The sequence below is a fragment of the Bacillus sp. SRL543 genome (assembly GCF_984799205.1).
Window position 1 is genome coordinate 3,277,051 of the sequence record NZ_OZ481794.1, and the last position, 19,342, is coordinate 3,296,392.

A 19,342-nucleotide genomic window follows, 5' to 3' on the forward strand; every position below is an offset into this window, starting at 1 on the left:
TTAAAGGCTGTGCTGAAATGGTGTAAAACAGAGTTTTACACGAATGAGCCCAAAATCAACAACAATGTTTAACAAAGCTATTTTAAAAAAAGCCTCCACATAGAAATCGTGAAGGCTTTATGGAATTATTGTCAGGATCCCGCGTATGAGTGCAGACCTGCAATGACAAGATTGACTGCAACCAGGTTGAACATGATGATGGCAAACCCGATAACAGCGAGCCATGCCGACTTTTCTCCATGCCAGCCCTTGGACAGGCGGAGATGAAGGAATGCTGCATAGAAAAGGAATGTGACGAGCGCCCATACCTCTTTCGGGTCCCAGCCCCAGAATCTCGTCCAGGCAATTTGTGCCCAGATCATGGCAAAGATTAGCCCTCCAAGCGTAAATACAGGGAATCCTATCAAAACTGCACGGTATCCGATTTCGTCCACAAGGTCCAGTTTGATATTGCGGACAAGAGGCTGGATGCTTGCAGCAATCCTCTTGCGGAGGATCAGCCTTAGCAATCCGTAGAGGACGAGCCCCGCCCCGATCGACCATATGACAGTATTCAGTTTTTTAGCATTGATGATGGCCGGCATTTCCACAAGCGGCTCAAATCTGCCGTCAGTTGTAAGTGTTCCTTCATGAGGGCCGGTAATGGCAGGCATTGTGTAATCAAGTACTGCTTCCTGGTCTCCTTTGTCTATCCATGTAAAGCTTGCTTTATAATCAGCTGCTGAGAAAATGGATGAGACAGCAATGAAGCCTACCGTGCAAATAAGTCCGAACATGACGGCTTCGAGCCAGAATGTGCGTTTGCTGGATTTTGTCTGATCCACAGCCTTCACCAGATAGATGAGGCCTGCAGCAAAGCTGACTGAAAGAATCGCTTCCCCGATGGAAACAGTCGTTACATGGATATAAAGCCAGTCACTCTGCAAAGCAGGGATGAGCGGCGAGATATCGCGCGGAAACATGCTGGCATAAGCGATGACAAGCAGCGCGACCGGCATGGTGAACACACCGAGCATCGGTGTTTTGTATAAAAAGTAAATGATGATGAATGCTCCAACAAGGGACATTCCGAAGAATGTCATAAATTCAAAAAGATTGCTGACAGGAGCATGGCCGGAGGCGATCCAGCGGGTGATAAAATAACCCAGCTGGGCAGCGAACCCGGCAATGGTCACACTAATGGCAATCCTTGCCCATCTGTTTGGAGACTTTTGGCCGGCGCCGTGTTTTTTATCCCTGATGCTTCCGCCAAAAAATAATGTGGCAATTAAGTATAAAATAAAGGCAGTGTATAATAAATTTCCGCTCAGTGCTACCACAATTATTGTCCCTCCTTATCTGTTTTTTCCAGTTTATCTGTTTTAACATTTTCCGTCTGGTCTTCAGGCATGCTGATGCCTGTATCTTCAAGGGCCAGTTCAATCTCCCTCTTTAATCCATGCCAGTTCTTATTCGTATGGCCGGCAACCCACACTTCGCCATCGAAGCGGCGCAGCCATATACGGCGGTGATTCCAGTATGCTCCCTGGATGACGCCGATCATAAAGATTGCCCCGCCGAGAGCCAGTATCCAAAGAGTCAGATCTTTGCGCACTGTCAGGCCGGAAACATCTTTTGTCTCAACACCCTGGAAAGCCAGTTTATATTCATTATCCCCCAGGGGCTCGATTGTCTGCTGAATGGCCACAAAACTGACTTCACCATCCGGCTTATCCGGTGTAAACATTTTGAAAACAAATGCCGGATTATTCGGAATACGCGATTTCGTTGTCGGATCCCCATTTTCATCGAATTCAAAGTCCGGGAAATAGCTGACGACTTCAACTGAATATCCATCATTCAGCTTGTATTCCGTCTGTGGATCGTACAGATCAATCGTGAGATCGCCGAATGTTTCCCCTGATTCTTTATTGGCCAGGGAGAACGACATTTTGTTCAGCTCGTTCAGCTTATAGTCTACCTGATATAGCGCAAACGACTCGAACTTCAGCGGCTCATTGACCTTGATGCTGTAATCCTTCACCTTTTCAAGGTCATGGGCTTCGCCAGTAACGGTCTCACTCTGTTTACGGTACAGCGTCACATCAGACTGGTAGTTCTTAGCCACAGTCCCTGCCCTGTCGATCGCGTCATTAAAAACTTCTTTGTCTTTTTCTTTATCATAGACTTCTAGAGTAAATTCTTCATTGGAAAGATAATATTCCCCTTTTGTTTCAGGGATGACTTTCGTTTCGCCTTCCCTGATCCACAGCACTTTATCCACATACATTCCAGGAACAAAGCGGAGCATGCCGCCAATGAGGAAGATGATCAGACCGACATGGTTGACATATGGGCCCCAGCGGGAGAAGCGGCCTTTCTCTGCCAGTACATTGCCGTTTTCTTCACGGATATTGTATTTTCTTGCCTTCAGCTTTTCCTTGATCACTTCATACTGTCCGTCCACATTATCAGTCTTTGAAATCCCAAAAAGCCGCTGGCGTTTTAAATAGCCTTCATGCCTTGTAACACGCTGGGTTTTTAAAGCCCGGTATAAAGGGACTGCCCGGTCAAGGCTGGCGATGACCAGTGAAACGCCGAGGGAAGCAATCAGGATTAAATACCACCAAGAGCTGTAAAGATTATGGAAGCCAAGTTCATAATACAGCTTCCCGAACCATCCGTACTGGTCTTCATAATATTCGGCAGCAGGCATGGTTGGAGGGATATACATTTCCTGCGGGAGGATTGTCCCTAATGCCGATGCAATCAGGGTGAGTACGATGATCCAAACGCCGACTTTGACAGAGGAAAAGAAATTCCAGATTTTGTCCACAAACGTCTTATTATAGGTCTGTGAGCGCCGCGCTGTCCCCTCATATCTCATATCGATCAGCTTTTTGTCTTTCGCCTGCTCCTCGAGCACCTTTCCGCATGATTCACAAAGTATGGTCCCATGCGGATTGAGATGCCCGCATTCGCATTTAACTTCTTTCATCCTAAAAACTCCCTGTTACTTAGGTTGGATCTGCTCCATGAAGGTGCGGATCGTATCTTCTGTCAATTGGCCGGTATGGATTTTCACCACTTCTCCCTCCGGATTGATCAGGAATGTGGCCGGAAGGGGATCGATGGCATAAGCATTCTGGACCTGTCCATCCTTGTCGTTGACGATCGGGAATGCGAGCCCATATCTTTCAGCAAACTTCTTGACGGCAAAATCGGATTCGCCTACATTTACAGCCAGCACCTGGACACCTTCATCCGTAAACTGCTTATACTGGTTGTTCATGTAAGGCATTTCCTTTTCGCAGGGCTTGCACCAGGTTCCCCAAAAGTTCAGGAAAACCCCCTGTCCTTCATATTCCGAAAGCCTGTGCTTTTCTCCATCCATGTCAACCAAAGAAAAGTCAGGGGCTTTCTCCCCGACTGCAACTTTTCTGATATTATCCTTAGTGATGCTTGCGTATAGAGTGTATGCAACGGCAGCACCCAGAACAAGCAAAATGACTGTCCTCATAACGAGACGCCGTTTTTTCATAAGTACCTCCCCGAACTTTCATGCTGCTTTATCCTAAGCCCGTTCAGGAGCAGTAAAGCACCCTGCGAATCCGCATACAATCCTTGCGTGCAGGTATAAGCGCTCCCGCGGGCAACTGTCTATCATTATACCTTATTCAATATCGCGCTGTTGTTAACAAAGCCTTCCAACTGTGAAACTTCTATGAATTTTTCTTTTTGCCGGCGCTGCTCGCAAGAGTCCTGAGCTGTTTCACCTCATGGGCTGTCAGCTCCCTCGCATCACCTGCGCTCAATCCCTGCAGTGTAAGAAAGCCGTATCGCTCCCTTTTAAGCTTCATGACCGGGTGCCCGATGGCCTCCAGCATCCTTCTGACCTGGCGGTTCCTTCCTTCATGGATGACCAGTTCAATGATGGCTGTATTCTTTTGTTTGTCGATTGAAAGCACCTTGACTCTTGCCGGAGCTGTCTTGCCGTCCTCCAGACGGACACCCCGTTCAAGGCTTTTCAGTTTTTCCCTCGGCGGTATTCCTTTTATCTTCGCAACATATACTTTTTCCACTTCGTTTTTCGGGTGCATGAGCAGATTGGCAAATTCTCCGTCATTGGTCATCAGCAGGAGGCCAGACGTGTCAAAATCAAGCCTGCCGACAGGATAGACCCTCTCCTTGATCTGAGGCAGGAGATCAGTCACGACCTTCCTTCCCTTGTCATCCGTCACACTTGAAATAACCCCTCTGGGCTTATACAAAAGGATATACACAGGCTCTTCCCGTTCAACCGGGATCCCGTCCACTTCCACCCTGTCTGAAGAAGAAACTTTCAGTCCAAGTTCTTTTACAACTTTCCCATTCACTTTAACATGTCCCTCTGCAATCAGCTGTTCCGCTTTTCGTCTCGATGCAACTCCTGCATGGGCAATCACTTTTTGGAGCCTTTCCATTTATGTCACCTCAATAAAATACTTATGGCAATTTTTTGTCCATCTAATGAATTATGACACAAACCAGCCTATTTTCAAAGCAGCCGCTGTTAAAAGTATGCCGAAAACAAAAAGGAGCCTCCCTGGAACAAAAAAAAGAACGCCTATGCGGCGCCCTTCTCTTTCTTATCCGAATACCAGCATAACAACTGCAATCGCTGCAATAAAGCCGACAAGGTCTGCCAGGAGGCCAACCTTCAGCGCATCACCCATCTTTTTAATGCCTACAGCCCCAAAATAGACTGTCAGCACATAGAAAGTCGTATCTGTGCTTCCCTGAAGCGTCGAAGCGAGCCGCCCGATAAAAGAATCCGGCCCGTGTGCAGCAATCAGATCGCTTGTCATGCCAAGGGCTGCAGTGCCTGATATTGGCCTGATGATGGCGAGCGGAGCAATTTCAGGCGGGACTCCGATCGCTTCCATCGCCGGCCTGATAAAGCCCATCATAAATTCAAGTGCACCTGATGCCCGGAAAACCGTAATGGCCACCAGCATCCCGACTAAAAAAGGGATGATGGAAACGGCAATCTTGATTCCCTCTTTGCCGCCCTCCACAAAGCTCTCATATGTAGGGACTTTCTTAAATGTGCCGTACAGCAGGATAAATCCGATCAGCACCGGGATAAACCATAATGAGATTAAGGAAACAATTTCCATGGTTATTCATCCTTTACGGGTTCGTCTGTAATAAAAATACCTGTCAATCATAATTGCACCAAGCGTTGAACAGAAGGTGGCAATCAAGGTCGGCCCGACAATTTCAGTAGGGGAGGCCGAGTGATAGTTCATCCTGATGGCAATCACCGTTGTCGGGATAAGCGTCAGGCTTGATGTATTGATGGCCAGGAAGGTGATCATCGACCTGCTGGCTTCGCTTTTTCCGCCATTCAGCGATTTGAGCTGCTCCATCGCCTTTATTCCGAGAGGCGTGGCAGCATTGCCCAGCCCAAACATATTCGCCATCATGTTCGATAAAATATAGCCCATTGCCGGATGGTCCTTTGGGACATCAGGAAAAAGCCTTGTCACGACCGGCCTGAATAGAAAAGCCAATTTCTTCAGGAGCCCTGCATCTTCAGCAATCTTCATCATACCCAGCCAGAAGACGAGGATGCTGATCAGCCCGATGCAAAGGGTGACAGCTTCTTTCGCCCCGCTGAAGACAGCTTCATTCACTTCCGCCATAGTGCCGTTGAATATGGCAAAAACGATCCCGATCACGGTCATGGCCACCCAAATGATATTAACCATCGGCCTTCACTCCAGCAATGGTCATGAAAATGCTTTTAAAGAAGTCCAGAAATGATTTATCTTCCTTTTCGGGATCTTTTTCGTAGTAAATAGGCAGGTTTTTCACTTGCTTGTTTTCAAAGTAAATGATGGCCCTGCCGACCACATCGGGAAAGTCCGAGTCTTCCTTCCAGTTTCCGGAAGGCTTCAGCATCTTGTATTCCACGCGGAAAAGGTCTTTTTCATCTTCGGATGCTGGATAGCTGTAGTCTGTCTTCAAATAGGCTTTTTTTTCATAGGCAGTATCCTCCAGCTCCTCGACTTTCCCTTGTTCAACAACTTTTTTGAGTGAATACCCCTTGAACCCGCTCTCATACATGCCGATATGGTCGTTCCAGTCATCCGGGCCATTCAGCGTAACCGCAATCAGGTCCAGGCCATCCTTTGAGGCTGTGGTGACAAGCGTCCTTTTTGCCCGTTTTGTATATCCCGTTTTTCCACCGGTGCAATATTCATACATTTCAGTGAGGAGGCGGTTCTTATTTTTCCATACTCTGTCCCAGCTTTCATTCGGATTGGGGGCACGATGCATCTTTGTCCCTGCTATTTTCCTATATGTTCCATTGTTCATTGCGTACCTGGTCAGAACGGCCATATCGTAAGCAGTGGAATAGTGGTCCTCATGGTCATCAAGCCCGTGCGGATTGGCAAAATGGGTATTTATCATGCCGATTTCTTCAGCTTTTTGGTTCATTAAGTATACAAACCCTTCAAGGCTTCCCCCGACATGTTCGGCAATTGCCACCGCCGAGTCATTCCCCGACCTGAGCATAAGCCCATAAACCAGGTCCTCCAATTTAATTTTTTCTCCCGGCTGGAGATAAATCGAAGATCCTTCTGCCCGTACAGCATTTTCACTCACCTTGGCCTTTGTATCCAGTTTCCCGGATTCAATGGCAAGGATGGCGGTCATGATTTTCGTTATGCTTGCAATTCTTTTCTTCGTATAAGCATCCTTCTCATACAGGATCCTCCCGGTGCTTTGCTCCATCAGTATGGCGCTGCCTGAGCTGGCCGAATAGGCAGCTTGTACCTTTGCAGGCAGATGTGCTGCCAGGACAGCTGCTATGCAGGATAATAGCATCCATCTAAACAATCTGTTCATTCTCCAAAACCCCGTCTCCTAATATGTTTGTACAAGTTTATGCGAAAGGAGGGCGGTTATGACAAAAAGAACAGCGGAGGGGCCACCTGGCTGATTTCCCAACAAAAAAAGGAATAGCCCCTGCCATCCCCCTGATTCTAAAAAGGCTTCCATTTCAGCTGGCTTGCCTTTTGAAAGCGTTCTTCTGCATCTTTCCAGTTCACAATATTCCACCAGTTATCCACATAATCGGCGCGGTTATTTTGATACTGCAAGTAGTAGGCATGCTCCCAGACATCGAGGGCAAGGATCGGGATGGTATCCCACTGGGTAAGCAGCATATGCCTTTCAGATTGGAGGATTTCAAGATGCCTTGACCGCGGAGACCAGACGAGGATAGCCCAGCCCACACCTTCCACCTGTTTGGCCGCTTCAGAAAAATGCTTCTTGAACTGTTCAAAGCTTCCAAAATACTTTTCTATTTCTCCCAGAAGAGCACCGGAAGGCTTTCCTCCTCCCGAGGGGCTCATGTTATTCCAGAAAACAGTATGAAGATAATGCCCTGAACCGTGGAATGCCAGCTCCCTTGACCAATGCTTGACAAGTTTAAAATCGCCATCACGCCGTGCCTTTTCGAGCATCTCCTCCGCCCGGTTCAGTCCATCCACATAAGACTGATGGTGCTTCGTATGATGCAGCTTCATGATTTCTTCTGAAATATAAGGTTCAAGGCTGTCATAGCCATATGGCAGCGGAGGGAGGGAATGTCCGCCTGCCGGAATGAAAGGTTCATTGATGAAAATATTGCCTATTGGCTGCCTTCTGGCAAAATACTGCTCGACATCGTTATGAAGTTCATCCACAGTGGACTGGAGCGCATTCAGCTCCTCTATTTCAAGCTGGCCATCAAGCTTTCCAATCACCTCCGAGAATTTATCAAGCTTTCCCCATAATTCTGCGTCTTTTTCCACATTCTCTGATTCAAGGAATCTTTTCATATCCTGATTCCAATCAAACACGTCCTTGATATAGCTGTGAAATTTGTTCAATTCTGCCCCTCCTTCTATCTTCCTCCTTTTCCATTGATATGTGTGATGATGAAATTTTTGCTTATCCCAAAGCAATTTATACATGTCCGGAGCATTCCGCTCAAAAAAAAAGACTGCCTCGGCAGCCTTTGTTTATTTGGATTGTATCATTTTCGTCCTGTAATCTGTTTCATAGTATTCAAGCTCTTCCCTGATTCTTTGGAATTCACTCTCCAGGCTGTCAAAGATTCCCTTCATGCTTCCGGGGACCTCTTCCTGAAACTTAATGGAGTTTTTTCCAGTATAGGCAGAACGGCTGTTTTCGAACCATGCATCATTTTTCGGAGAGAAAAATTCATCGATGCACTGGTGGTAGATGCGGTAAAGAGTTTTTTCTGCCGCAGGCTTCGGGAAAGGCTCATTTTTCAGCAGGACGCTGCAGGCATCAAGGCCTTCTTCACAGAAAACAAGCAGTTTTCTAAGGTTTCCCAAAACCATTTTATAATAATCTCCGTCTCCGGACTTTTCATTTATGAGTCCGGAGAGTGTTGTTTCATTCAAATATGTTTCCAATTCTGAAACAGTATTTCCCAGGAATTTTTTCACTTCTTCTGTCTGCGATTTAACGATTGTATTCGCCATTGTTACACTCCTTCAGACTGCAGGCTGATGCCATGCGTTTTCTTGCATTTCGGCCGGCTTGCCCTGTTTGCCAATCCGGACTTCTTTCAAATTTATAAGACTTCGATATTTTGAATACAGGCCTGGTTCCAGCAAGCAGCGGCATTAAGCTTTCTGATGATAGAAGAAATCGAGAGGCGAATCGATTTGAAAGCCTTCCCCCTCTTCTGTGCCATTGAAAACCTCCCTTAATTTGCCGAAGTCCAGCTTTTCAAAATAGGATTCAAATTCAGCACTGTTATTTATGTATACTCTTTTTCTGTCCCGGAATCCCGTTTTTTTCAGCAGACATACAAGCGCCACTATATCCTTGAAAGCCACTTCCCTGCCGCCTGCCTTGAACACAGGGTCCGAGCCAAACGGGGTGAAGCTTTCCATGGATTCTTCAAAAAAACGTACATACAGTACATGGAGGGCCTTCTCCTGCCCTTCCTCCTCGTACACCACTTCGCTCCTGTTGAAGAAATCCTCAGATGTGTTCGGCATTTCTTTCTCCAATTCATACCCTTTACAATGCTTTATAAACAATTCAGACACTCCCTGGCTCAGACTGCTCACTCAGCAGGCAAAGCAACAAGATATAAAGCAGGATGCTAAAAGTGCGCTTCGGACAATCTAGCTATATTTTATCATATGAGCCGCCTGAATGTGTCAGAAAAATCAATTATCAAGGGTTTCCTGAAACTTTTCGAAAAATAAATCTGCGTCATCCCGGGCATATTCATCCTCTTCATTTTCAGTTAATGGCGGAAGCTCGTCTATGCTCTTCAAGCCGAAGTAATCAAGAAATTCCTTTGTCGTGGCATATAAATAGGCCCGGCCTGCACCTTCTGCCCTTCCGGCCTCTTTTATCAGGGCTTTGGCAGCAAGTGTATGGAGCGGCCTCTCTGTTTTCACGCCTCTGATCTCTTCTATTTCCATCCTTGTGATCGGCTGTTTGTATGCGATGATAGCCAGGGTTTCCAATGCTGCCTGTGACAGGGAGCCTGTCCCGGGGGTCTCCACCAATTTCTTAAGATAATCTGAGTTCTCCTTCTTCGTGACCAGCTGGTAGGTGCCGGCAAACTGGGCCACTGTAATGCCTCTCGTGCGGTCTTCTTCACAGGACTGGATAAGCTCCTGCAGAATGGTTTCCGCCTGGCTTTCATCCATCTCCAGCACCTCGGCGATCTGCTTCAGGGATAATCCCTCATCTCCCGCCGCAAAGAGCAGGCTCTCTGTTATCCCTTTCCAATTTACGATTTCCAAAACTTTTATTGATCCTCCTTTGCAGATACAAAAATCTCTGCAAAATTATGTTCCTGATTCAGCTCGATTTGTTTCCTCTTCATCAGTTCCAGCACAGCGAGGAAACTGACGACAAGATGTTCTTTTTCATCAGAAGGAAACAAATCGTAAAAGCTTGTCTTCACCCTTGCCCGCTGAAGCAGATCAAGGATTTCATCCATCCTCTTCTCGATGGGTATTTCCTGCCTTGCCACCTTTGCTGTGACCGGCTTTTGGAGCTTCTTTCTCCGCATCAGCTTCTGGAACGCTCCCAGCACGTCATACAGCGACACATTCAAGTCTGCCTTTTCAGGCTGCGTGTCTTTTGCATAATCCGATAAATCGCTTGGCGGTTTTGTAAACATCAGCCCGCGCTCCTGCTCTTTCGTTTTGAGCTCCGCTGCAGCTTCTTTATACTTCTTATATTCTACAAGTCTTTCAACAAGCTCGTCACGGGGATCTTCTTCCCCTGCTTCCATATCAAACTCATCGTCCAGCTGCTCTTCTTCATGCTTTGGAAGAAGCATTTTGCTCTTAATGGCAAGCAGGGTCGCGGCCATGACAAGAAATTCACTCGCAACATCAAGTTCGAGCTCTTTCATTGTATGTATATAAATAAGATACTGTTCAGTAATCTCTGCTACAGGTATATCGTATATATCTATTTCAAGGCGATTAATTAAATGAAGAAGCAGGTCAAGAGGCCCCTCAAACGCGTCAATCTTCACATTATACTGCATATTTCCACCATAATTTCTAATTTTGAATTTTGCCTGCTGCTTTCCCGCCTTACACAGGCAGGTTCGATGCTGTAAATGGCTATTACTAGTATAGAGGATTCCATTCTGATATCCAATAGAAAAATACAGACAAATTCCCAGAAAGCCGGGGGCAGGAATCCCTTCTCTTCAAGCTTTTTTCCAGTCGCCCATACGTTACGGCCCATTCCTGCATAAGATGCATTTGTAAAGAAAAACGCAGACTATATAGGAGGTATCGGTTAAATGTCAGAAGCAGGTGCAGGTTACGGTTACGGAGGCGGGTTCGCCTTAATAGTGGTATTGTTCATTCTGTTGATCATCGTGGGAGCATCATGGTGCTTCTAAAACTATAGACTGAAGGCCCGGCATAAGCCGGGCTTTCTTCTTGATACTGTCCCCCGCTCCGCTCCAAGCCGGAATATGATAAAATAAGTGCAAAATGCCATCAGCGCAAAAGGAGGTCTTTATGTACCCTGAAGAATATATAAAGTATCTTGTCCATTTCCATGCAGACCGCGATTATTTCGAATGCCATGAAGTGCTTGAAGAATACTGGAAAGAAGCAGACCCGCGGAATAAGGACTCTGTCTGGGTAGGGCTCATTTTGTTCGCGGTTTCCGCCTATCACCATCGCCGCCGCAACTTTCCAGGTGCCGAACGGACGCTGCGGAAATCCCTGTCTATTTTGGACAAGGTGCCGCTCCAGCTGAAAGAGCTGGGAATCAGCGCCGCAGAATTCATGCTGCTGATAAATGGGAGATTGGAGAGCATTGCCAAAGGAGAAAATTACACAAGCCCCTTCATTCCCCTGGCCGATCCGGAGCTTGCCGGACTATGCACCAGAAAGGCAGAATCACTCGGCCTTGTTTGGGGAAGCCCAAGTGATCTTTCCGACCAGATGCTCATTCACCGGCATTCAATGAGAGACCGGACGGAAGTGATCCTGGAGAGGAAGGCTGCAATGGACGCACAAAAGGAACGCAATGATACCGGACAATAAAAGGCAGAGAACCAGGTTCTCTGCCTTTTCAGCAATCTTCATCTGTGCACTTGTCGACAAACGGTTCTGTATTTTCATTGCTGACGAGCTTCCTGTCAGGGTACAGATCCCTTAAAGCCTTGACCATTGATCTTCCGATGCCCTGCTGGCGATGTGAAGGACTTACGGAAATATGCTGTATTTCCATTGCGGGGCCGTCAATGAAAGAAACCCCGATCAGCCCTGTTATATCATCCTGCTTCCAAAGGAACAGCTGCCAGCCGTCATCAGACTCATACTGCTTCATTGTCTGCTGCAGCTTTTTCAGATCCTTTTCATTAGGCATAAATGATAATAAGCCCATGGCAATTTTTTCGAATGTCTTTTTATATCGAATTAGCATAATTATCCCTCATTAAATAAAACATTTCCAAACTATCTTTTCCCATAAAGCCATTGTCTAAACTTCATGGCGGCTAGTATATGATATGTAAGAAAGCATTTTTGTTGCAGGTTCCACTAATAATCACTATGATACAAAAATTTCAGCCAGGCAGCAATCATATATATTGAATCAGGATCCAGGCACTATGACCAGCCAGTAGATGAACCCCCAAATCAGCCCGATGGCCAGGAAAAAGGAGAAAAGCAGCCAGTTATTTTTTTTCATTGTATAATTTGCCTCCAATCGCCAAACTCCTTTTTTATTCTACACTAAATGCGTTTTTTTATCTATCCCGCCGGGAAAATAGGGACTATTGGCTGCAGAGGCATGCATTCTCCCCGAAACTTTTATATCATTATGTACGTCTATTAATATAGGGTCCAGCCTGCGTATACAAGATTAGGAGGAACATTATGCTTAAACGATGCAAAAATATAATGCTGTTCGCCCTTGCTCTGATGCTCATTCTTCCAGCGGGAGCTGCAGCAGACATGGCCGAAGGGGATATGATCGTCACCCTCGGCGAAAACCTTTCCGATGAACAGAAAAGCGCTCTGCTTGCCGAAATGGAAGCGCCAAAGGACGCCATGACTATCACAGTGTCAAATGAAGAGGAACATCAATATCTGGGCAGCTATATCAGCAAAGCGCTCATTGGCACAAGAGCCATTTCTTCTTCAGCGACAACAATCGCCAAACCCGGTTCAGGACTTGCGGTAGAAACGAAGAATATCAACTGGGTAACGGACGAAATGTATATCAATGCCTTGATCACAGCTGGAGTTAAAGATGCTGAAATCTATATTACCGCTCCTTCGCCTGTCTCCGGGACCGCAGCCCTTACCGGCATCATAAAGGCATATGAAATCTCAGCTGATGAGACGATACCTGAAGAGGTCAAGCAGGCAGCCAATGAAGAAATGGTTGAAACAGCCAAGCTTGGCGATTCGGTTGGAAATGAAAATGCTGCCGCCCTGATAGCAAAGATCAAAGAAGAAATAAGCAAAAATAAACCAGCCAGCGATGAAGAGCTCCAGAGCATCATCGAAAACGCGGCAAAGGACCTTGGCATCACCCTGACAGATAAAGAAATGCAAAGCCTGATTGACCTGTTCAACAAGCTGAAGGATTTGAACATCGACTGGAACCAGGTGGGAGATCAGCTTGATAAAGCAAAGGATAAAATCACCAACTATCTTGAGAGTGACGAAGGCCAGGGGTTCCTTGAGAGCCTGAAACGCTTTTTCTCAAGTGCAATCGACGCTGTTAAAGCCTTTTTCTCATAGAAAAATGGAGGAGCTTAACAGCAGCAATCTGAAAAAAGCAGCCATTCGGCTGCTTTTTCTTAATTCTTGATTTTTTCCTGCAGCGGCAGGTCGAGGCGGATCAAGTCCTCAAAACTTTCCCTTTTGACGACAAGGCGTGCTTCGCCATTCTCTGCGAATACAACCGGCGGCCGCGGGATGCGGTTATAGTTGTTGGCCATGGAATATCCGTAGGCTCCTGTACAAAAAACAGCCAGAAGATCTTCCCGTTCCGCTTTCGGCAAAGGCAGGTCCCATATCAGCATATCGCCTGACTCGCAGCATTTGCCGGCAATAGAGACCGTTTCTTCCGCTTTTTCGAGCGGCCGGTTGGCTAGCACGGCTTCATATTTTGCCTGATAAAGGGCAGGACGGATATTATCGCTCATTCCCCCGTCCACCGCCAGGTATTGGCGGACATTCGGGACATCCTTCCTAGCGCCTGTTTTATACAGAGTTGTCCCTGCATCGCCGACAAGCGAACGGCCAGGTTCAATCCAGATTTCAGGCATTTCCATCTGATAGCTGCCGGCCAGCTTTTTCACTTCACTAATGATTTCTTCAACATATTTAGAAGCCGCAATCGGTGCGTCTTCATCTGTATACCGGATGCCAAAGCCTCCGCCAAGATTCAGCACAGCCGGTTCATAGGATAGTTCTTTTTTCCAGATTGACAGCTTTTCGAATATTTTTTCCGCTGCCAGAATGAAGCCTGTCGTCTCAAAAATCTGCGATCCGATATGGCAGTGGATGCCGAGTGTTTCGAGCCATGGGGAAGACTGTGCCTGCTTGAGCGCTGCTTCAGCCTGTCCATTTTGCAGATCAAAGCCGAATTTGGAATCCTCCTGCCCTGTCAGGATATAATCGTGGGTATGCGCCTCGATTCCGGGTGTCACGCGCAGCAGGATCTTTATTTTCGTTTTTTGTTTTTCACAGACAGAGCTGAGCAGCTCCAGCTCATCAAAATTGTCGACTACGATGCATCCGACGCCATAATGGAGGGCCATTTCCAATTCTTCCCTGCTTTTATTATTCCCATGAAAATGAATTCTTTCGACAGGAAACTCTGCCGCCAATGCTGTATACAGCTCTCCGCCGGAAACTACATCAAGCGACAGCCCTTCTTCTTCAGCCAGCTGAATCATGGCAATGGAAGAAAAAGCTTTGCTCGCATAAGCAACCTGGGATTTCACCCCAAGCTTTTCGAATGTCTCCCTGAACCCTCTTGCCCTTTCACGGATCAGTGCCACATCATACACGTAAACCGGTGTCCCGAACTGCTTTGCCAATTCAACTGTATCCATTCCGCCTATTTCTAAGTGTGATTGTCCATTTACTCTTGCTGTCCCATGAAAAAACATGCTTACTCCCTCATTCCATCTAAACTGTTACTCTTATTATAGACTGCCGCGGCCGCTTTTTCCCAGCCCCGATTTATCCCTGCCTATATAAAATAGACAGTCCATGTTTCTGAACTGTCTATTTCACTTTCTTTAGTCCTTTATTTAGTTAAAAACTTATCATATTTTACAGAAAACTGCAATTAGTATTAGCATGATAATCAATTTTTGGCCGGCTGCTTATAGCGGTTTTTCGCATGGACGATGCTTGGCCTGATTTTCGACCCCGGTACAGATCTTCTGATCAGAATCTGCAAAAATGCTTTCGGGCTGAAAGGCAGCAGCGGCCATAAATATGGCGTGTTCAGCGACCTGATGCTCGCAAGCAGGAGGATGAACACCGTTATGCTGATAATGAAGCCCGGCGTATGGAAGAGGGCGACACAAATCAGAATGGCAAGCCTGGCCATTTTATTGGCTATGCTCAGTTCATAGCTTGGGGTTGCAAAGGTTCCGATGGATGCAACCGCCACATAGAGAATGACTTCCGGTACAAACAGTCCGACATCAATGGCAATTTGTCCGATCAGGACAGCTGCAATCAATCCCATTGCGGTTGAAAGCGGTGTAGGTGTATGGATTGCAGCAATTCTCAGGAATTCAATCCCGATATCTGCCAGAAAGATCTGTATGACGATTGGTATGTTTGTCTTTTCATTCGGGCCGATGAACTTGATGGCCTCCGGGAGCAGTTGCGGCTCCAGTGTGAATAAAAACCATAATGGCAGCAGGAATAGGGAGGCAAGCAGCCCGACAAAGCGGATCCAGCGGATGAATGTGCCGACTGCCGGTGACTGCCTGTATTCCTCAGCATGCTGCAGATGATGGAAAAAGGTCGTTGGCGTAATGATCACACTTGGCGATGTATCAACGAAAATCAGGACATGCCCTTCCAGCAGATGGGTCGCTCCGACATCGGCCCTTTCTGTATAACGGACGAGCGGATATGGATTATATCCTTGTTTTAAAAGAAATTCTTCAACCGTTTTATCCGCCATTGTCAATCCGTCAATATCAATTGACTGTATTTCCTGTCTGACTACTTCAATCAGGTCTGTACTGGCGACATCCTTAATATAGGCGATCGCTATATCAGTTTTGGAACGCTCCCCTACCCGCATGATTTCAAAGCGGAGCCGCTCATCCCTGATCCGCCTTCTGGTCAGGGCGGTATTAACAATGATATTTTCTACATAGCCATCCCTTGATCCCCTCACAACCTTCTCTGTATCGGGCTCCTCCGGTGTTCTGCCGGGATAGCTTCTGACATCGACAACAAGTCCCGTCGTCTCCCCTTCGACCAATATGACAATCAGGCCGGACAGCACCTGATCCACCAGCTCATCCATCGTTTCAATCGGCTGCACCGACTGATTGACGATGCGGTTTTTCACGATATTAAAAATGTTAGAGGAAAGCTTCTCATGATCGTTGATTTCAACAAGCTCTTCAAGGATTTGAGTGATGAAGGAAGTGTCGCATAATCCATTTACATAATAAATCTGAACTTCTTTCTTCAGGATCTGCAGCTTCCTGACACCGAGGTCAAAGCTGACGCCAAGCCCGATGCGCTCCTTCATGAAGTCTTCGTTTCTGCCGGGTGATTCTGAAATAGGGGTTTTATTTTTCTTTTTAGTTTCCGCCACAGAATCCGCTCCTTTCCAGAATGAGTTCCACCGCCTTTTTGGTGATGGGAGAGCCTTTTTCATAATGGTCCCTTCGTGACATCTTGCCGATATCGCCGATCCCGACAATCAGGGGAACGTCCAATTCGTCGAGGCAATAGACCGTATCCCCGTTCATTTTGCCAATTTCCATCTCAGCGACCCCGAGTTTATCCACGCCATACGGCGTAAGCTCACCGTACCGGTCGACACAAACATCCACATGGGTCCATTCCGCCTGCCTTGTTTTTGAAGCAACCGCAATCACACCGAGCACTTCAATATCCTTGTGGCCTGCCACATATTTAAGAGCGGTCTCACCAAGCCCCTCACCGACATAGCCGGAGTCATCGAACATGACAAGAACAGGGTCATTGGGGGCTTTCTTGATCATCTTGACGATATCCGGCCCTGACAAAACAGATGGATTCCCATGGGACATAGAGATGCACCTGCCGCCAATATCTTTCGCAACATGCTCTGCAGTCCTTCTTGCATACTCATCGCCATCTGTAATCAGTATGACTTTCCTCCGTTCATCCATTGCTTTGATGTCCTTTCGCTTTACATAGTCAGTCTACATAATACATCCAGTGAAACAGAGATCCAAATACTTTCCCAAATACGATGGCCATCAGCAGAACGACTATTTTCCCGTCAATCCCAAGCCTCTTGGCCAGGAGCGGCAGGACGTTCAGCACTTCTGTAAGAGCTGCGGCCACCATCCCCACAAAGATTCCGCCGGCAAGCCCGAACAGAATGAGGATAAAGCCGGGAAAATACAGCCTCGGGTCCTGAAGGCTTGCAGTTGTCCCTGCAACCGCCCCGATGACGACCGCCCATTCATAATGATGAATCATTTTCATTGTCTTTGACAGCTGGGTCAGCCTTGGTATGATCCCCAGCACAGTCAGAAAAGCAACAAATCCTGCCCCGACAGATATGCCACCCGCAAATCCCAGGAAAATGACGATAATGATACTAATGGTCATCAAGGTTCTTCATGCTTTCTTTATTTTCATGCATGATGACATACCGGTCGAGATCCTGCTGGTAATTGAACATTTCAACCTCGAGCGGGCTGGGCTCCTCATTAAGCCTTTTCTTGAAGACATGATTGAAGAATATGATCATGCCGAGTCCAAGGCCAAGTGAATAGGGGATCTGGAACAGCAGGGGCTTTTTCTCCACTTTGCCGGTTATGATGGTATAGATCCGCTGATGCACTGTCTGCATGCTGACGTCTTCATGAAAATTCATGATGGTCAGTGCTGCACCAAAGAACAGCAGAAACCAGATCAGCAGGAAAAATGCTGTGGAAGCCTTTTTCTTTTTGTAAATCACCTCAATGATTGTCTGGGAGGGACCGACAGCCTGTATATCCAGATGCAGCTTTTCCGCGGCAATGGCCTGGATTACCTGGACAATGTCAATCACAATAATGTTTCGGTCATGATCTGAAACACGATGGATGGAAAGACTCCCTAATCGTTCATACAGTGTTTCATCTGCAATTATCAAAGCTATATCCTTTAATTGGACGGAAGCCTGCGGGCGCACCTGAATACGGTTCCTGAGCCGGACATAAACCGTTTTTTCCATTATGATCACTTCCCAAACAGTGTTTTCCTTGTATAAATAGTATTCGTAGAAATAATCCAATCATGTTGACCAAAAATTGGCGATATTGGAAAAGCCGTTCAGGAGTGCCCCGGGTCCAGCGCACAAAAAAAAGACCGGAGGATTCACATATCCATCCGGTCTTTCATCTGCTGCAGGATTTTCTTTTCGAGCCGGGACACCTGCACCTGTGATATTCCCAGCCTTGCTGCCACTTCAGATTGTGTCTGATCTTTATAATATCTGAGATACACAATCAGCCTTTCCCGTTCATCCAGCTCGCGGATTGCCTCTTTAAGGGCGATCTGGTCAAACCACTTGCCATCATTTCCATCATCGATCTGATCCAGCAGTGTGATAGGGTCGCCGTCGTTTTCATACACTGTTTCATGAATGGAGGATGGCGTCCTTCCAGCTTCCTGGGCAAGGATGATGTCCTCAGGAGGGATTTCCAGATAAGCGGAAAGTTCTGTTACAGTCGGAATCCGTCCAAAATTTTTGGTCAGCTCGTCCTTTGCCTTTCGGATCTTATTTCCCAATTCCTTCAGTGAACGGCTGACCTTCACAGTTCCATCATCCCTGATGAAGCGCTGTATCTCCCCGATGATCATCGGGACAGCATAGGTGGAAAACTTTACATCATAGCTCAGATCAAATTTATCAACCGACTTCAGGAGGCCGATGCAGCCAATCTGGAATAAATCGTCCGGCTCATACCCTCTGTTGAGAAAACGCTGGACAACAGACCAGACCAGCCTCATGTTTTTCTGCACGATCGTGTCCCGCGCACTCTGGTCTCCTGCCTGGCTTTTTTGTATGAGTTCTTTTACCTCGTGATCCTTGAGATACGTCTGTGTCTTATCGGTCTTTACCTCCACATCCATAGCATGACTCCCTTAATTGCATAGCATTTTACTGTTTGATAAATGCTTCCTTAAACGGATTTCGGTGCCTTCTCCTGGGTGTGAGCGAACTTCTATCTCATCCATGAAATTTTCCATGATCGTAAAGCCCATGCCTGAGCGCTCCAGCTCTGGCTTGGTCGTAAACAGGGGCTGCCTGGCTTCCTCCACATCCCCGATCCCTTGGCCTTCATCCCTGATTGTCATATCGATGAAGCCGTCTTCGATGCTGACAGAAATATAAACTATCCCTTTACTGTCATTTTCATAGCCATGAATAATCGAATTGGTCACCGCCTCTGATACGACCGTCTTGATTTCAGTCAGTTCATCCATTGTCGGATCCAGCTGGGCGATAAAAGCCGCGACTGTCACACGGGCAAAGGATTCATTCTGGCTTAAAGCGCTGAACTGAAGATTCATTTCATTTCTCATTG

General features: G+C 46.8%; 23 protein-coding genes. 3 read left to right on the forward strand and 20 right to left on the reverse strand.

Going from position 1 to position 19,342, the window contains the following annotated elements; genetic code table 11:
- Positions 1-131: 131 nt before the first annotated feature.
- The 12 genes from ccsB to AC4E8B_RS16840 form a co-directional block, all read right to left on the reverse strand.
- Positions 132-1,319 (reverse strand): c-type cytochrome biogenesis protein CcsB, encoded by a 1,188-nt coding sequence (gene ccsB, locus AC4E8B_RS16785; protein ID WP_490214479.1) that lies wholly within the window; start codon positions 1,317-1,319, stop codon positions 132-134.
- A 2-nt stretch (positions 1,320-1,321) separates the two neighbouring features.
- Positions 1,322-2,977: a cytochrome c biogenesis protein ResB gene (gene resB, locus AC4E8B_RS16790; protein ID WP_490214480.1), complete on the reverse strand. Its 1,656-nt coding sequence runs from the start codon at positions 2,975-2,977 to the stop codon at positions 1,322-1,324.
- Between the two features lie 15 nt (positions 2,978-2,992).
- Positions 2,993-3,520 (reverse strand): thiol-disulfide oxidoreductase ResA, encoded by a 528-nt coding sequence (gene resA, locus AC4E8B_RS16795; protein WP_490214481.1) that lies wholly within the window; start codon positions 3,518-3,520, stop codon positions 2,993-2,995.
- Between the two features lie 181 nt (positions 3,521-3,701).
- On the reverse strand, positions 3,702-4,442 hold the full coding sequence (rluB, locus tag AC4E8B_RS16800) for a 23S rRNA pseudouridine(2605) synthase RluB (RefSeq protein WP_490214482.1): 741 nt from the start codon (positions 4,440-4,442) through the stop codon (positions 3,702-3,704).
- A gap of 165 nt (positions 4,443-4,607) precedes the next feature.
- The gene (locus tag AC4E8B_RS16805; RefSeq protein WP_490214483.1) at positions 4,608-5,138 is read right to left on the reverse strand and encodes a spore maturation protein; all 531 of its coding nucleotides are present in this window, start codon (positions 5,136-5,138) and stop codon (positions 4,608-4,610) included.
- A gap of 6 nt (positions 5,139-5,144) precedes the next feature.
- Positions 5,145-5,732 carry a nucleoside recognition domain-containing protein gene (locus tag AC4E8B_RS16810; RefSeq protein ID WP_490214484.1) on the reverse strand — a complete coding sequence of 196 codons (588 nt, stop codon included), beginning with the start codon at positions 5,730-5,732 and terminating at the stop codon, positions 5,145-5,147.
- Positions 5,725-6,876 (reverse strand): D-alanyl-D-alanine carboxypeptidase, encoded by a 1,152-nt coding sequence (locus AC4E8B_RS16815; protein ID WP_490214485.1) that lies wholly within the window; start codon positions 6,874-6,876, stop codon positions 5,725-5,727. Before AC4E8B_RS16815 ends, AC4E8B_RS16810 begins: the two co-directional genes overlap by 8 nt.
- A 137-nt stretch (positions 6,877-7,013) precedes the next feature.
- Entirely contained in the window at positions 7,014-7,904 is an 891-nt protein-coding gene (locus AC4E8B_RS16820; protein WP_490214486.1) for a superoxide dismutase, read from the reverse strand.
- A gap of 132 nt (positions 7,905-8,036) precedes the next feature.
- Positions 8,037-8,525 carry a YpuI family protein gene (locus tag AC4E8B_RS16825; protein WP_490214487.1) on the reverse strand — a complete coding sequence of 163 codons (489 nt, stop codon included), beginning with the start codon at positions 8,523-8,525 and terminating at the stop codon, positions 8,037-8,039.
- Positions 8,526-8,669: 144 nt separating this feature from the next.
- Positions 8,670-9,050 carry a hypothetical protein gene (locus tag AC4E8B_RS16830; protein WP_490214488.1) on the reverse strand — a complete coding sequence of 127 codons (381 nt, stop codon included), beginning with the start codon at positions 9,048-9,050 and terminating at the stop codon, positions 8,670-8,672.
- A 174-nt stretch (positions 9,051-9,224) separates the two neighbouring features.
- Positions 9,225-9,812, reverse strand: coding sequence for an SMC-Scp complex subunit ScpB (gene scpB, locus AC4E8B_RS16835; RefSeq protein ID WP_490214489.1), 588 nt, complete (start codon positions 9,810-9,812; stop codon positions 9,225-9,227).
- A gap of 5 nt (positions 9,813-9,817) precedes the next feature.
- Positions 9,818-10,570 carry a segregation/condensation protein A gene (locus AC4E8B_RS16840; protein WP_490214490.1) on the reverse strand — a complete coding sequence of 251 codons (753 nt, stop codon included), beginning with the start codon at positions 10,568-10,570 and terminating at the stop codon, positions 9,818-9,820.
- A 264-nt stretch (positions 10,571-10,834) separates the two neighbouring features.
- Between AC4E8B_RS16840 and AC4E8B_RS16845 the strand changes: the two genes are divergently transcribed.
- Together AC4E8B_RS16845 and AC4E8B_RS16850 are read left to right on the forward strand one after the other, a co-directional pair.
- A complete protein-coding gene (locus AC4E8B_RS16845) occupies positions 10,835-10,936 on the forward strand; it encodes a YjcZ family sporulation protein (RefSeq protein ID WP_129612023.1) in 102 nt (33 codons plus the stop codon).
- Positions 10,937-11,057: 121 nt separating this feature from the next.
- Positions 11,058-11,591 (forward strand): DUF309 domain-containing protein, encoded by a 534-nt coding sequence (locus tag AC4E8B_RS16850; protein WP_490214491.1) that lies wholly within the window; start codon positions 11,058-11,060, stop codon positions 11,589-11,591.
- A 28-nt stretch (positions 11,592-11,619) separates the two neighbouring features.
- Here AC4E8B_RS16850 and AC4E8B_RS16855 read toward each other — a convergent pair whose 3' ends face one another.
- A complete protein-coding gene (locus AC4E8B_RS16855; RefSeq protein ID WP_490214492.1) occupies positions 11,620-11,973 on the reverse strand; it encodes a GNAT family N-acetyltransferase in 354 nt (117 codons plus the stop codon).
- A 455-nt stretch (positions 11,974-12,428) separates the two neighbouring features.
- Here AC4E8B_RS16855 and AC4E8B_RS16860 point away from each other — a divergent pair, with 455 nt between their 5' ends.
- The gene (locus tag AC4E8B_RS16860) at positions 12,429-13,301 is read left to right on the forward strand and encodes a DUF1002 domain-containing protein (RefSeq protein ID WP_490214493.1); all 873 of its coding nucleotides are present in this window, start codon (positions 12,429-12,431) and stop codon (positions 13,299-13,301) included.
- 59 nt (positions 13,302-13,360) lie between these two features.
- On the opposite strand, the gene lysA is transcribed toward AC4E8B_RS16860, so the two are convergent.
- The 7 genes from lysA to spoIIAB form a co-directional block, all read right to left on the reverse strand.
- Positions 13,361-14,680 carry a diaminopimelate decarboxylase gene (gene lysA, locus AC4E8B_RS16865; protein ID WP_490214494.1) on the reverse strand — a complete coding sequence of 440 codons (1,320 nt, stop codon included), beginning with the start codon at positions 14,678-14,680 and terminating at the stop codon, positions 13,361-13,363.
- Positions 14,681-14,880: 200 nt separating this feature from the next.
- Positions 14,881-16,365, reverse strand: coding sequence for a spore germination protein (locus AC4E8B_RS16870; protein WP_490214495.1), 1,485 nt, complete (start codon positions 16,363-16,365; stop codon positions 14,881-14,883).
- Positions 16,352-16,927: a stage V sporulation protein SpoVABEA gene (spoVAEA, locus tag AC4E8B_RS16875; RefSeq protein ID WP_490214496.1), complete on the reverse strand. Its 576-nt coding sequence runs from the start codon at positions 16,925-16,927 to the stop codon at positions 16,352-16,354. The genes AC4E8B_RS16870 and spoVAEA overlap by 14 nt, the downstream gene beginning before the upstream one ends.
- A 28-nt stretch (positions 16,928-16,955) precedes the next feature.
- Complete coding sequence (locus AC4E8B_RS16880; protein ID WP_490214497.1) at positions 16,956-17,375, reverse strand: stage V sporulation protein AB; 420 nt, start codon at positions 17,373-17,375, stop codon at positions 16,956-16,958.
- Positions 17,365-17,985: a stage V sporulation protein AA gene (locus AC4E8B_RS16885; protein ID WP_490219741.1), complete on the reverse strand. Its 621-nt coding sequence runs from the start codon at positions 17,983-17,985 to the stop codon at positions 17,365-17,367. Before AC4E8B_RS16885 ends, AC4E8B_RS16880 begins: the two co-directional genes overlap by 11 nt.
- A gap of 143 nt (positions 17,986-18,128) precedes the next feature.
- Positions 18,129-18,887, reverse strand: a complete 759-nt coding sequence (gene sigF, locus AC4E8B_RS16890; RefSeq protein WP_490214498.1) for an RNA polymerase sporulation sigma factor SigF — start codon at positions 18,885-18,887, stop codon at positions 18,129-18,131.
- 12 nt (positions 18,888-18,899) lie between these two features.
- Positions 18,900-19,340, reverse strand: a complete 441-nt coding sequence (gene spoIIAB, locus AC4E8B_RS16895; RefSeq protein WP_490214499.1) for an anti-sigma F factor — start codon at positions 19,338-19,340, stop codon at positions 18,900-18,902.
- Positions 19,341-19,342: the final 2 nt, after the last annotated feature.